The sequence below is a fragment of the Bradyrhizobium sp. genome, assembly GCF_019244115.1.
Lineage (GTDB): Bacteria > Pseudomonadota > Alphaproteobacteria > Rhizobiales > Xanthobacteraceae > Bradyrhizobium.
In genome coordinates this window covers 15344-29284 of sequence record NZ_JAFATE010000682.1, presented here as the reverse complement: position 1 = coordinate 29284, position 13941 = coordinate 15344, and the positions used below count along the sequence as shown (strand labels likewise).

The 13941-nt window shown below is 62.0% G+C and carries 6 protein-coding genes; 3 read left to right on the top strand and 3 right to left on the bottom strand.

From position 1 onward, the window contains the following. Positions 1-805 precede the first annotated feature (805 nt). Complete coding sequence (locus JOZ76_RS29595) at positions 806-3196, top strand: adenylate/guanylate cyclase domain-containing protein (RefSeq protein ID WP_291704762.1); 2391 nt, start codon at positions 806-808, stop codon at positions 3194-3196. Between the two features lie 987 nt (positions 3197-4183). Continuing rightward, positions 4184-4444 carry a DUF5939 domain-containing protein gene (locus JOZ76_RS29590; RefSeq protein WP_291704760.1) on the top strand — a complete coding sequence of 87 codons (261 nt, stop codon included), beginning with the start codon at positions 4184-4186 and terminating at the stop codon, positions 4442-4444. A 252-nt stretch (positions 4445-4696) separates the two neighbouring features. On the opposite strand, the gene JOZ76_RS29585 is transcribed toward JOZ76_RS29590, so the two are convergent. Both JOZ76_RS29585 and JOZ76_RS29580 read right to left on the bottom strand, forming a co-directional pair. Continuing rightward, a complete protein-coding gene (locus tag JOZ76_RS29585) occupies positions 4697-10213 on the bottom strand; it encodes a trifunctional serine/threonine-protein kinase/ATP-binding protein/sensor histidine kinase (RefSeq protein WP_291704759.1) in 5517 nt (1838 codons plus the stop codon). A gap of 647 nt (positions 10214-10860) precedes the next feature. After that, the gene (locus JOZ76_RS29580; protein WP_291704757.1) at positions 10861-11292 is read right to left on the bottom strand and encodes a hypothetical protein; all 432 of its coding nucleotides are present in this window, start codon (positions 11290-11292) and stop codon (positions 10861-10863) included. Positions 11293-12224: 932 nt separating this feature from the next. Here JOZ76_RS29580 and JOZ76_RS29575 point away from each other — a divergent pair. After that, positions 12225-13082, top strand: a complete 858-nt coding sequence (locus JOZ76_RS29575; protein ID WP_291704755.1) for a LuxR C-terminal-related transcriptional regulator — start codon at positions 12225-12227, stop codon at positions 13080-13082. Between the two features lie 9 nt (positions 13083-13091). Here JOZ76_RS29575 and JOZ76_RS29570 read toward each other — a convergent pair whose 3' ends face one another. Next, positions 13092-13919, bottom strand: coding sequence for a LuxR C-terminal-related transcriptional regulator (locus JOZ76_RS29570; protein WP_291704753.1), 828 nt, complete (start codon positions 13917-13919; stop codon positions 13092-13094). Between the last annotated feature and the right edge of the window lie 22 nt (positions 13920-13941).

The following is a 13941-nucleotide window of genomic DNA, read 5'->3' as shown; positions in this document are numbered from 1 at the left end:
ACTATTAACAATGGAAGGCCAATCAGGCCTGACAAGCGGCACTCCGCCCAGCCTGACCGAGCTTAGGGGATGGGTTTGCCACACACGAGACAGTCTGGCGATGCCTCCGATGCGAATTTCCTTATCGCACTACCGCGGACTTGGCGTCCGGCGAGCGGCGGATGCGCCCGATGTACGGTCCGGCCTTGCCTTGTAAGAGTTTTCGCCGTCTAGCTCCAACTGGACCGCGAGAATATATGATCGCGGAATAGAGCCGCGCTCGATTGTGAAGCACTCGTTGAAGGCTAAGGTATCGCGTGGGGCCGCAGCACGGTTTTCATAGCGGCAATCATAGACGAACTCGGTCTGCAGGGTATGGAAGAAGTTCTCCATCGGTGCATTGTCGAAGCAGCTGACCTTGCGGCAGGCTCATACCTGCTTCATGCGAAGGATTGGATGAGATATCGCAGGCTTGGTTGGTGTGGGGAAAGGCGGTAGCGCTCCCCCGCTACCAAAAAATCAGTAATTATCAGTTTCTAAACTTCGCGGCCTGGTAGCGGGGTGTCTCATTGAGGTCCGCTTATTGGGCATAGCCGACCAGATTTGCTTCCAATGAGTTCTTCGCATTTTGTGAAGGGTTTCGGACGACGGCCTGCCGAGGACGAGCCGCTTGCGCCGCGGCCGTCGTCGGAAAGCCTGCAGGGAAGGAACCGCGGGAAGTAGAGATGGGCGGAGCCGCGCTATGGGGATTTCGCGATCCCTCGTGGCGATCAGGCGTTCGGGGCGTTGTGAGCGGGTCGTCAGATTATCGGCGAGGTGTCGGCAGATGGACGTGTCGGCCTGGTTGCGGCAGCTCGGGCTGGGAGAATACGCCGCCGCGTTTACCGCCAATCACATCGATCTGGCCACGCTTCGCCAGCTCACCGCCGACGATCTGCGCGATATCGGCGTAAACTCGGTTGGCCATCGCCGTCGACTGCTGGAAGCGATCGCGCAACTCGACGATACAGCGAGCGAGACCAGAACCGCGGCCAAGTTCGATACGGAGCGCCGGCCGGTCGCGGTGTTGTTTGCCGATCTCTGCGGTTTCACAGCCTTGTCGCGCGATCTGCCGGACGAACGGCTGCACGCACTGCTTGGTCACTATCTCACCGTTGCCGACGAGATCGTGACGCGGCACGGTGGCACGGTCGACAAGCACATCGGCGACGCGGTCATGGCGTTGTTCGGCGCCCCTGTGGCGCATGACGACGACGTGCTTCGCGCCTTGCACGCGGCCGCAGAACTGCGCGACCGCATGCCGGACCTTTCGCGCGCGCTCGGCCACGACCTGTCGATGCATGCCGGCTTGGCGGTCGGGGAAGTGATCGTCGGAGCGTCAGGCGGCGGTTATACCGCGATCGGCGAATCCGTAAACCTTGCGGCGCGTCTGACCGATCTCGCGCCGGCTGGCGAGATTTTCGTCTCCGAACATGTCCAACGCGCCTTGGCGGGCCACGCCCAGTTCGAAGCGCGCGGCCGGCATGCGGTGAAGGGCTTCGCCGAGCCGGTAGACATATGGCGGCTGGCGGGGCTGACGCATCGGGACCCGGCCTCATCGTTGACGCCGTTCGTCGGCCGTCGGGCCGAGCTCGCTCAGATCGCGGCGCTGCTGGATAATTGCGCGGGCACCGGCAGCGGCGGCACAGTTTACGTCCGTGGTGAGCCAGGTATCGGCAAGAGCCGGTTGGGGCGAGAAGTGTGTGCGTTGGCGATGCGCCAAGCCATTGCCTGTCATGTCTGCCACGTGCTCGATTTCGGGGCCGGGCACGAGCGCGATCCTGTGCGGCGGTTGGCCGACAGCCTGCTGGAGCTGTTGGCCGATTCGGCGCCTGATACCAGGCTGGCGGCGGTGCGGGCATTGATGGCCGCGGAGCCCATCGACGCGCGCATTCAACCTTTTCTGCACGAACTGGCCGAAGCGCCCCTGACGCCGTCGCTGCGCAGCCTGATCGACGCCTCGGACGAAACGAGCAGGCGGCGCGGCCGTGACGAGGCGCTGGCATTGCTGGTGCGGCGGGAGCTGTCGCGTGCGCCAATGCTGCTGCTGGTCGAGGATCTGCACTGGGCTGACGCAAGTTTGGTGGACGCGCTGTTGCGACTGGCGCCCATCGCAATCGACCAGCCCTTGATCTTGGTGCTGACGTCGCGACCCGAGAATGAGCGTTTGTATGAAGCGTTGCGCAGCCAGCCGGCGGGTGCGCCGCTGGTCACGATCGATCTCGGGCCGCTTCGGACGCAGGAAGCCACCGCGATCGCCGACTACCTAGCGGGTCTGCCCGACAAAACAAGGCGCCAATGCATCGAGCGGGCCGGCGGCAACCCGCTGTTCCTTGAGCAGCTCTTGCGCAATGTCACGGAAACCGCCGGTGAGCTGCCGCTCTCGCTGCGTGGATTAGTCGTGGCGCGCGTCGATCGATTGGGGGCGGCTGATCGGGCCGCTCTGCATGCCGCCGCTGTGCTGGGGCAGCGCTTCGATCCGGCAGCACTACTTGCGCTGGTCGGCAATCCAGCCTTTGAAGTAGCTAGCCTGCTGCGGGCGGGCCTTCTGCGTGCGGACGGGCGGGAGTTGGTCTTCGCTCATGCGCTGATCCGCGAGGCGGTGCTGCGCTCGCTGCTTGCCGAGGTGCAACGCGCGCTGCATGCTCGCGCCGCCGATCGGTTCGACGGGCGCGACCCGATCCTGCGCGCATCCCATCTCGATCGCGCTGAGTCGCCCGCGGCCGCCGACGCCTATCGTCTGGCGGCCGAGGATCGGCTGCGACGCTATCGACCCGCTGAGGCATTGCCGCTGGTCGAGCGAGGGCTGGCGCTTGCCGCGGCGGCGGACAGCCGTGCGGCGCTGCTGCTGCTAAAGGGAGATGCGCTGCTGGACGCCGGCCGGGCGCGCGAGGCGCTGGCCGCGTATCAGGAAGCTGCAGGCCGGCGGCGATCGGCGAAACCGAAGCCTTGCGCTGCTGGGCAGCGCTGCGGCGCGTCGGATCCTCGACGAGCTGCCGGCGGCGCTCGACGATGTCGTGTCGGCGCAGGCACTAGCGGAAGGCGGCGGCTGGCTGGACATTCAGACCCACTGCCGTTTCACGCGCGGCAATCTTTTCTTTCCGCTCGGCCGGGTCGACGAGTGCCTGGTCGAGCACCGCGCCGCCCTGGATCTGGCCGAGCGCTCCGGCAGCACTGAGGCCAAGGCACGCGCCCTTGGCGGCCTAGGGGACGCGGAATATGCGCGGGGCGACAACGTCGCTTCTGCCGATTACTTCCGCCGATGCGTCGAAGAAAGCCGGCGCATCGGGTTGGGCCGCGTTGAGGTCTCGAACCGGCCGATGCATGCGCATACGATGTTCTTCGAGCTCAAGCTGCAGGCCTCGCTGGTTGCCGGTCAGGAAGCCGTCGCGCTTGCCGTCGCGGTCGGGCAGAAACGAGCCGAGATGATCGCGCATCACGCCTGCGTCGGTCCACTTTTGGAACTCGGACGTGCGGAAGAAGCGCGGCCGCATATCGAGCGCGCTCGCGCCATCGTGCGCGAGCTGCAGGCATGGCGGTTCGAGCCCGAGAACCTGGCCTTCCTCGCCGAGGTCGAAGTCGAGGCCGGCCGCCCCGATCTCGCTCGCCCGCTGCTCGCGGAGGGGCTGCTGTTGGCGCGCAAGACGGCCATGAGCTACTGGGGACCGGCATTGCTGGCCGACAACGCCTGGCTCGCCGAGAACGATGACGAACGCGATGCCTTCGTTGCCGAGGCCGAGACGTTGCTGACCGGCGAAGTCCTGGCCCACAACCACTACCTTGCACGACGCGCGCTTATCGAATTGGGCTGGATTCTCGCCGATCCGGACATGATCGAGGACCAATGCGCCAAGCTCGCCGCCTTCTACCGGATCGAGGCGCGGCCGCTGCGCGAGACCATGCCTTTGGCCGATTTCCTGGGGCGCCGCGGCCGCGTGCTTGCAGCGGCGTTACGCGGCAATCCGCTGCCCGAAATGACCGCCGAGGCGCGGGCGTTGGTTGACTGGTCAACGCGTACCGGGGCCGTGCGGTTGGGGGCTGGGCTCGACGTGGCGCTGCGCCGGCTCAGCGCATAGCGGCCACAGACAAGGCGCGCTGGCGGTCGACAGGCTTCTCTAACGGAGAGCGCCGCGGCGAGGGCGGGCAACGTCCGCCGGTGTGAACCATGCCGCCGTTCGGCTTGATCTCACCGCGTGCGCTCCGGAGCCATTTCGTCTGCGGGCTGTGCGATATCGAGGGTCAGACCGAGCTCGACGACTTCATCGAGATTTCCTTCTCCGTCTCGCCGCAAGTCCGTCGCCTCGCGTTGCACGACGTCGACGGTCTCTCGATCGAAGACCCGCACTGGAGCTGGAAATCGCCAACAGCGGACGGCTACCCGGCGGACAAGCCCGGTTCGTCCTGCGCAGTCTTGTCCGCGGGATGACTTATCTGCGACCCGGCATGACGACGACGCTGCAGGCCGAGATTGGACCCGGCGCGCTCTCAGGTGTCAACGTCCAGACACAGGCCGGTTTCATACTTCCAGTCGTGGACTCTTCCGCCGCCGTGCCGATCACGAATACTCCGATGATCATTCACATTACCTACAATGGGCAGCGTTTCACGCCCGTCATATTTTCCTGCCCGACAAAGTTCTTTGTGCACCAAGCTTCAATTCGAATTGTGCACCAAGCGCTCAATTTGAATACTGGCTCCTGTCAAGAACCCGATCAGCCGATGAGGTGGAGTCGAGCGCTCCCTCTCCGCGCGTTGGTATTGTGAATTGAAAGGTCACGCCGCGCTGCTCGCCTGCAGCCGCCCACAAACGTCCCCCGTGCGCTTCAATGATGAAGCGACAAATCGACAAGCCGAGTCCGAGGCCACTCGATTTGGTCGAGTAGAAGGGTTCAAACACGCGTTCTAGATTAGTCGGATCAAGACCCGGACCTGAATCCTGCACCGTGACGAGTACAAGGCCATCGTTCGATGCGGCAGTTCTGATCAGCAATTCTCGCGATCCTTGGGTCATATTGCGCATTGCCTCGATGGCGTTCATGATCAAGTTGAGCATCACCTGCTGCAGCTGAACCCGATCTCCTTCGATCCGAAGCGATCCTCTCGCAAGCTTGGTTTGAATCAAAACGCCGTTCCTGATCGCTTCGGTACGGGTCAGATTGCTGATTTCGCGCACGGCCTCGTTGATGTCGAAACTGTCAGTACGTGGCGCCGATTTCTTGATGAGATTGCGAATCCCACTAATGATGTTGACAGCGCGACCGGAATCGCTGGCAATTTGCTCAATTGACTGGCGGGTCTTCTCAAGATCGGGTGGATGCTTGGCAAGCCAGTGCAGAGCGGCACTGGCGTTGGTGTCCACCGCGGTGAGGGGCTGGCTGATCTCGTGTGCGATCGAGGCGGTGAACTGGCCCATCGTGGCGACGCGATTCGCGTGCGCCAGCTCGCTCTGCATCTCGCGGAATGCCTCTTCGGCTCGCTTGCGCTCGGTCAAATCGAGCACGAACGCAACTCCCTGATTGCCGTCCTCTTCGAAAATCGCCCCGCCGACCATCACGGGCACCCGGCTGCCGTCCTTGCGGAAATACTCCTTCTCATACGGCTGCGTGCTTCCCGTCTGCTTGAGCTCGGGTATCCATTGTTGATCATGGCGGACGAGCCATTCCTGAGGCGTCAGGGCCCGCCAAGAAAGCCGACCGGAGACAAGATCGGCTCGCTCATATCCGACGATGCGGAGGAACGCGTCGTTCGCTTCGATAATCCGACCATCCAGCTTCCACATGAAGATCCCGATAATATTGGCGTCGACCAGGCGTCGGATCTTCGCTTCGCGTTCGCTGAGATCGCGGTACAGACTCGCATTCTCCAGCGCGATCGCCGCCTGCGAGGCGAGCAGCTTCAGGACCGCAATCCGAGCCGGCGCGAAGACACGGGGCGCCAAGCTGTTGTCGAGATAGAGTACGCCGATGAGCTTGGCCTGCGTGATCAAAGGCAGACACAGAATGGACCGCGCTCGGCGTTCGCGGATGTAGGGATGGGCAGCCCACGGAGGCTGGGCTGCTGCATTGTCGAGAATGACGCTTTCGCGGGTGCGTAGCACATATTGGATCACCGTCTCCGGCAGAACCGCCGCGGTCAACGGCTCATCGCGCAGCTGCACGACAATCGATTCCTCGCAGGTCGTGGTCTCCGCCTTGATCCGCAGCTCAGCCCCGCACGGCAGAATTAGCAGACCTCGCTCGGCGCCTGCCTGTTCAATCCCGGTACGCATGAGCGTGTCGATCAATTTCTCCAGAACGATCTCGCCCGAGATCGCCTGCGACACCTTTAGCACGGCTGCAAGATCAAGGTGCTCAACTGGCGCCCCGATTGTGCTGGTCGGGCCCGCAGCAGGCGACTCGTGCCCTAGCTGCGGATGTGACCGATCAAGCTGCGCTACCTTGCCATCAGCCTCCCAGCGTGCATAGCAGTTTCGGGCATTTCGCAGATAGAGATGCGCGATATCATCAAAGCCACGCGCTGCGTAGAAGCGCGCGGCCAGTTCGTAAGCGAGCGCCTCATTCTGGATGAAACCGTTGGCACGAGCCGAACGGATGGCTCGCTCATACAGACGCTCGGCAACAAGCTCGCGGGCCTCCAAGCGGGCGATCTCGGCGCCGACCAACGCGGTGCGGTTCTCGAAATTGTCCGGGCAATTCTCCGCCCAGATCTGGAGTTGCTCATGGTGCGCCGCCAGAGCGTCCAGATGCCGCTGCCGCTCATCGGCTGGTGCGGAATCACAAAGGGCGGCTCGGGACAGCGCACCGTAGAAATGATATTCCGCTGATTCGATATGTGAGACCAGGGTCCACAGCCGAGATCGCGCCCTTAATTGGGCCTCGACAGCTTCACCATATTGGCCTGCAAAGTAGCGCGCCTGCAGCTTGCAGATCCAATACCAGCAGGCCGCTAGCGCCAGATCCGGACTGCGGGCGAAGCGGCGTTCGATCTCAGACTCATCAAATTCCCCATCATCAAAGGATCCAAATTTCGGTGTCAGCCCGCGAAGAGTCCGGATCAGCGCGAGCTGAGTGGCGGCGATGTTGATTACAAACCCGAACCGCGCCTTTTGCGCAAACGCCAAACCATTCTCGGCCTCACGCTGCACCTCAATGAGCGGCTCGCCCGCCGTGAGAGCGTTTGTGGTCAGATGATCGCCACAGTATGCCGCGTGGATCAGGTCGCCCACCTTGTTCGCTGTCTGCAACGCGCGGTGCAGCAAATCACGCCCCGTGCGGATATGTCTCGTCCACGGCAGGATGAAAGCTCCGAGGCACATGTAGGTTCTGGCCTCGAAGCGCTTTAGTCCGTGCTGTTCGACCAGATCGTGCCCGAGCCGGCCGAATCGGAATCCTGCCTGATAGTCGCCGAAGCGCGGGCCGGCGACCATGCCGAGCCGTACGTAGGCGTAGCACGACCCGTCACAGTTGCCGCCCTCTAGGCTAAGATTGACCGCGCGACAAATAACCAGGGAAAATAGGTTCGCGTCGGTTTGCAAGCTCGGTGCTCCGAGCTTGCTCAGAACATCCAGCGTTGCGAGGGTTGCTCGGTCGCTCATCAAAGGCAGTTCAATCAGATCTTCGATCGTGTGGCTTCCGAGTAGCGACCAGATCCTCTCGTATTCACATTTCGTTTCGACTTCCGTCGGATGCGGCGACCAGTCGATACCCAGATGGCGGAGGTAGTCGAGCCCGACGGCAACGGCACGGCTGCTCTGATCGAGACTCGTGTATAGGTCCACGCGCAAGCAGGCGACGGTGGCCCGCTCCAGCGTGTTCGCGGCGCGGCTTGATAGCACATTCAAGCGCTGCTCCGCCGCAGGGGCGCCGGTGAGGAACTCGCATTCCGCCCGGTGCAGCTCGAGCTGGAAGATGAGGTCATGCTGGCGTTGCCAGCAATCCTCCGCCAGCAGCGTCGCGCCGGCATTGAGATAGGTGAGCGCCGAGGCATAGGCGGTCGCGGCTTTGGCCCGCTTGCCGGCGATCAGGTTGAGCTGCGCAAGTTGCTCGCGCTGTTCCGGTGCAGTGATCAACGCGACGCCGCGGTTGAGCTGATTGACGATCTCGAAGACCGCCTCCTCCCGCTGCGCGGGCGGTATGTGCGCCGCCAACAGCTGCCCGATCCGCAGATGGGCCGCGGCGCGTCGTTCTTCCGGAATGAGCGAATAGGCAGACTCCCGCACCCGGTCGTGGATGAACCGGTAGGAGCTTTTGAGCGGCTCGATCAACTCGTGGCGAATGGCTTGCCAGAACATCGCCTTGACCTGCTCTGCCGAGGCCTCGAGCACGATCGATAGGATGCTAATCTCGGCGGCGTTGCCGATACAGGACAGAGCCTCCAGCGCCCTTCGTGTTTCGGCCGGCAGACGGATCAGCTTTCCGACCATCAGGTCCACGACATTGTCGGCGTATGCTTTGGCCTGAATGCGGTCGAGATCGCACGACCAGCGCCCCGCATCATGATCGAAGGAGAGCACTCCCTCTTCAGCGAGCGACGTGACGAGCTGAATTGCGAAGAACGGATTTCCACCCGACTTCTCGAGCACCAGCTGCGCGACTGGTTCGGCGGGATCCGGCTCGCAGTGAAGCGCGTCCACGATCAACTGCCGGAGATGCTCTCGGCCGAGCGGCGCCAGCGTAATCTCCCGTACGCTTCCGCCGGCGTCCTTGATGGCGGCAAGCTTGCGCCCCAGCGGGTGACTTGCATCGACCTCGTTGTCCCGATAGGCGCCGATCAGCAGGAGGTTCGGTAGATCCGACCGGGTCAGCAGATCCTCGAGGAGGTCGAGCGTCGCCGCGTCCAGCCATTGCAAATCGTCGAGGAACAGCGCGAGCGGGTGCTCCGGTCGCGCGAAGACGCCTATGAAGCGCTGGAATAGCAGCTGGAAACGGCGTTGCGCGTCATGCAGCTCGAGCTCGGGAACTGGCGGCTGATCGCCGATGACGAGTCCCAGCTCCGGGACGAGGTCGGCGATGAGCCGGCCGTTTTGGCCAAGCGCCTCCCCGAGAGCCTCGCGCCAGGTCGCCAGCTCGGCGTCGCTCTTGCTGAGCAGCGACCTTGCGAGACCCTGAAAGGCCTGCGCCAGCGTCGAATAGGGGACGTCGCGCTTCAGCGGGTCGAACTTGCCGGCGGCGAACAGCCCGCGCGGCGGGACCAGAGCCTTGTGTAATTCGTTGACGACCGAGGATTTGCCGATGCCGGAATATCCGGAGATTAGCACCAGCTCCGGCGTACCGGTTTTCACCACACGATCGAGCGCGGCGAGCAAGGACGCGACCTCGCGCTCTCGTCCATAGAGTTTCTCGGGAATGAACAGCCGGTGCGGCGTGTCGTTCTCGCCGACGGCAAAGTTCTCGATCCGGCGCTGGTCTTCCCAGGTAGCCAAGCATCGCCGCAGGTCGCTCTCCAGGCCGGCGACGCTTTGGTATCTGTCCTCGGCCGCCTTGGCGAGCAGTTTCATTGTTATTGCCGAGAGCACGGCCGGGAGGTCCGGCACGCGTTCGGCAGGCGGAACCGGCAGCCGCGCGACGTGGCAATGCACCCATTCCATAGGATCGGCGGCGGTAAACGGCAGAGCACCTGTGAGCATCTGGTAGAAGATGACGCCAAGCGCGTAGAGGTCGCTTCGGGCATCGACCGAGCGGTTCATGCGTCCGGTCTGCTCGGGTGCCATGTAGGCGAGCGTGCCGGCAATCACTTCGGGTGGGTCGGGCGCCTGGCGCTCGCGGGGCAATCGGGAGGCGATGCCGAAGCCGGTGAGTCGCACCTGACCATCCGCACAGTTCACGAGGATGTTGGCGGGGTTGAGGTCTTTATGGATAAGCTCGTGCTGGTGCACTTTGCCCAGAGCTGTGGCCAAATTGATCGCGAGACGCAGGAAGTGTCCCACCTCGACGGGACCGCGGAGCAGCGCCGCGAGCGGCTTGCCGCCCGGATCCTCGAGCAGCAACATGGTCCGGCCGTGCTCGCGCACGAGCTCCAGCGGCCGCACCGCCCATGCCGGGTCTAGCTCGTCTCTTAGGCGGTACTCGTGGGCGAAACGATCGGGCACCGGTGCCGGATGCTCGGCTGCGGGCAACACGGCAAGTACGCCGGAACGATTGCGATCCGCGCGGCGAATGACCCGGCACAGGACACGGTCGACGTCCTGCCACAGCACTTCGAGGTGCTCGACGCCTTCAGCACCGAACTGAATGGGTGTTTTCAGCGCAGTACTCCGTCGGAAAGTTGGATGTTACCGTGGGATACAAACGGGCCAGTTCCACGGCCTGTAGCAGCTTAACCCAGATCGGGTATTGAAGAAACTCGTTGTTCAGCGGCAACTGCAGCGTCAGTGATGTGACAGCTCCATTTGAGCTCGTTCCTGCGCGCCTCTAAGCACTTCCGCTTCTTGAGGTGGCTTGCCTCCTAAACCGTATGACCCACCATGATGGTGGGCCTGCCGAAACAGCTCTCCCCGACTAGCGCGGCCAGTTTTCCCTTTGCCTCGATCCCGAACCTCTAGCCGCGTGCGCATAGCGGCCGCATTTCCCGCAAGCGCTCGCGTTCACTGTTGTAGTTGCGCACATAGGCTAGATCAGCCGCGGGTCCTTCAACTCCTCGGCCGTGCCGCTGAGCACAAGCCTTTCGATGTCGCGCAAGTAAGTATCCCGCGATTTGAACAGCTACCGCCCGCGCGGATGGCCGAACAGCAGGGCTGCAAACGATGGCATGGCTTAAGGCCGGATAACGTTACCGTTGTGATCGCAATCGCTGACCGCGATCGCACTCGTCGTCTAGCTCGCGCAGCTTCGTACAAGGCGGAGCTCAGCTCACGCTCGACCGGTATTCGAAGTGCGGCCGCGCGCTTGCGGCCGAGTTCGTCTCGGGGGTCAGGGTAATTTGAGGGCGATCGCCCTGATTGGCAAGCCATCGCAACGTCTGCCACTGCAATTCGATATATTCGCGATGCAGACCAAGCGAAGAGGAATAATTGGCTCGCGGCCGTGTATGCATTGCGGGCAGCGCGTCGGCCAAAGGAGTGAGGCCAACATCACGGTGAAAAGCGCATCCGGGGGCGAGCATCGATTTCGCGACAGGATGAGCTACGATGGCTATAAAACCAATCATTGATGTCCAGCATTGCGGAAAGCGTGTCAGAATCGAATTTGCACTTGAAAGAAAGGGAATCGCTACGAAGTATGACATCTTCGTAAATGACAAGCCCGTCAAGACTGCTGTTTTCGCCGAGGAAGTCATGCGCTGGCTCGGCAACACAATGGTTCAGGAGCCGGCAGAACGATCGGGAATAAGGATGAGGCGTTGACGGAGCGATTGGGGCTTGTCGGCGCGACATCTTGCCTCGGATGACGATACCGATCGTGTTAGCTGGGCGTCCTTACGCTCTATGAGAGGCGAATGGCGGGGTCGTCGCGGATGATGCAGCTGGAGGACCGGTCCAGTTTTCCGTCCAGTGTCGATATGGTCCGTAGGTGATCGCGGATGAACCGGAAATCCCGGTTTGAAGCCGCGCCGGCAAGTGGCGCGGCTGTCGGCGAACTCCGCCAAGCAGGCGATCAGAAAGCGCAAGATGGACGGACGACCGCCCGCAAGACCAGCCAACCTTGGCAGGCGACGAGATGCTTCCAAATTTGAAGTTGGTGCCATGATGCCCGACAAGCGTTCCACGCTCGGCGGTTCGTGGTCGACTTGCATTTTATGATTGCGCGCGGGCGAGAATAATCGTTACCGCGCTGCGGAGCCGAGCAACAGAGACCACCGCGGATACTCAAGGAGTACTCCAGCCGGAGTACTCATGGTTCCAGCGTCGATAGCTCTTATGCGCCGTGCCGCCATCCATGTGCGCCGCTGTTGTCCGTTTTCGCCGTCTGCCAAGATGTGAGTGGGCTGGAAAGGTTGGTCCTGACCTGGCTGGGCGCAACAGGCAGGAGTGCGACGTGAAGAACAGTCGGACCACGACGAACAGCGCAGCTTTTCCTGCTCCACTCAAACGCAAGCCACGCATCGAAGACCGCGAGCAAGTGGCAGGGCAGGACCGTCGCGCAACTCGCTCACGAGCCCGTCGCGGGTCGGCGCGGGCTACGGCAGAGCAAGGACCTCCGGGGAGCCTACCGAAGGGAGCCGTTCTTGTCGGGGCGAATGTCCTGTTGAGAGAGGGTCTCAGTCGGATCTTGGCAGCGGCCGGCTATCGGATCGTTGCTTCGGCGCTCTGCGCCGACGCTCACCTCTTGAATGCACTTCAACGAGAACGGCCCATCCTGTTCATCATCGATCTGAGCGATGATGTTGATGCAGGCCTAACACAAATCGCGCTGTTCAGGGAACGGTGTCCGGCCGGTCGGGTCGTGGTCCTGGGCGACCAGCCTCAGCTCAGCGGAATGGTATCTGCCTTTCGCGCAGGCGCCAACGCGTATCTGGTCAAGGTGTCGACTTGCGAGACGTTTGTTAAGTCTCTCGAATTGGTCATGCTTGGAGTGACATTGTTGCCCCCGGAGATCTTGAATTTCATCTCGGAGCGGCAAACCGACGGCCATCTACACAGCTTGGTTGACATTGGACATGCGGGCGACGACGAGAATCTCGGCAGCCATGAAATTGTCGAAGCCGATGTCGAAGGAAATGAGCGTTCAGCGGGAGCCGATGGCCGCCATATCCCGCGGTTATCGACTCGCGAACGTGCCATCCTGTGGTGCCTCACCGAAGGGGATTCCAACAAGACCGTCGCGCGCAAGATGGCAATGACCGAAGCGAGCGTGAAGGTTCACGTCAAAACCATTCTCCGGAAGATTCGGGTCCGCAATCGCACGCAGGCCGCGATTTGGGCGATGAGCAATGACCCGCTTGACCGGTCAAAAGAAGAGGCCCCGCCTGCATCGGACGACCTGCGAGCTAAGCCGCCTGCCGATTTGAACATCGCGCACGTGCTGTCTGAAGTTTACAGGAACGGCGCAAGGTCGTTGGCGGTAATCAAGGTCAAGAAACCGACCACGATGCGAGGCGAGCTTCGCCCCGCTGGAAAACGCCGTTAATCGGGCAGCCTATTTGCGGCCCGTCGCACTCGACCAAGGCAGGCCGGAGTGATTCGTGGCCTGCTCGAGCTCAGGCACGATCTCCGGGGAGATAGAAGTCGCTTCCTCCGACCAGGGGCTGGCGGGGGATAGCGAGTTTGTCGTATGTGCCAGCCATCCATTGTTCATTCCCCAGATCGCTGCCTGGGTCCGGTTTTGTGCCCGGATCTTGCGAAGGATCGCCTTGACGTGCACCTTGACGGTCGCTTCGGCAATGTCGATCTTTCGCGCGATGGACTTGTTGGAATCTCCTTCGATGAGGCACCGGAGAATTGAGATCTCTCGCGGCGAAAGCTGAGGTGCCATACCATCTTCCGTCGCGAAGAGGCGTTGATTGTCGTCTGGGCGCTCTCGCTCAGGTGCGTCGCCGCTTTCAGTATCGAGAGCGAATGAAAGAAATTCTGGGGGGAAGACGGTTTCACCCATCATCACCAGTTCCAACGACTTGATCAGAATATGGCTGGTCATGACATCCACGAAAAATCCGTTGGCGCCAGCACGAAATGCAGAAACCAATTCGTCGAGGCGATAGCGATCGGCCACAATCGCAATTCGCGCGTCCGGACGTCGGCTCCTGAAAAGCTCGACTTGTTCGACCGCGGAGTTGAAATTCTGGCCCGTATGGACAATGAGAAACAGTTGTTGAGGTCGTTGAGCCTTGCTGGTGGGCAGATCGTCCGCGCATGAAACGGAAGTCAGGATCCGAAAATTTGCTGAGCGTAAGATCTCGGCAAGGCCTTCTTTGAGTAAGCTGGTCTTTCCAACGAGTACGATTCCAAAAGGGTAGCGCCGCCTCATGATGGCACTCCAGACTATGCAC

Bases quoted from the DNA above. Each gene is read 5' to 3' on its own strand.
- JOZ76_RS29595 (WP_291704762.1), top strand. From the start codon at position 806: ATGGACGTGTCGGCCTGGTTGCGGCAGCTCGGGCTGGGAGAATACGCC.
- JOZ76_RS29590 (WP_291704760.1), top strand. From the start codon at position 4,184: ATGCCGCCGTTCGGCTTGATCTCACCGCGTGCGCTCCGGAGCCATTTC.
- JOZ76_RS29580 (WP_291704757.1), bottom strand. From the start codon at position 11,292: ATGACTTCCTCGGCGAAAACAGCAGTCTTGACGGGCTTGTCATTTACG.
- JOZ76_RS29570 (WP_291704753.1), bottom strand. From the start codon at position 13,919: ATGAGGCGGCGCTACCCTTTTGGAATCGTACTCGTTGGAAAGACCAGC.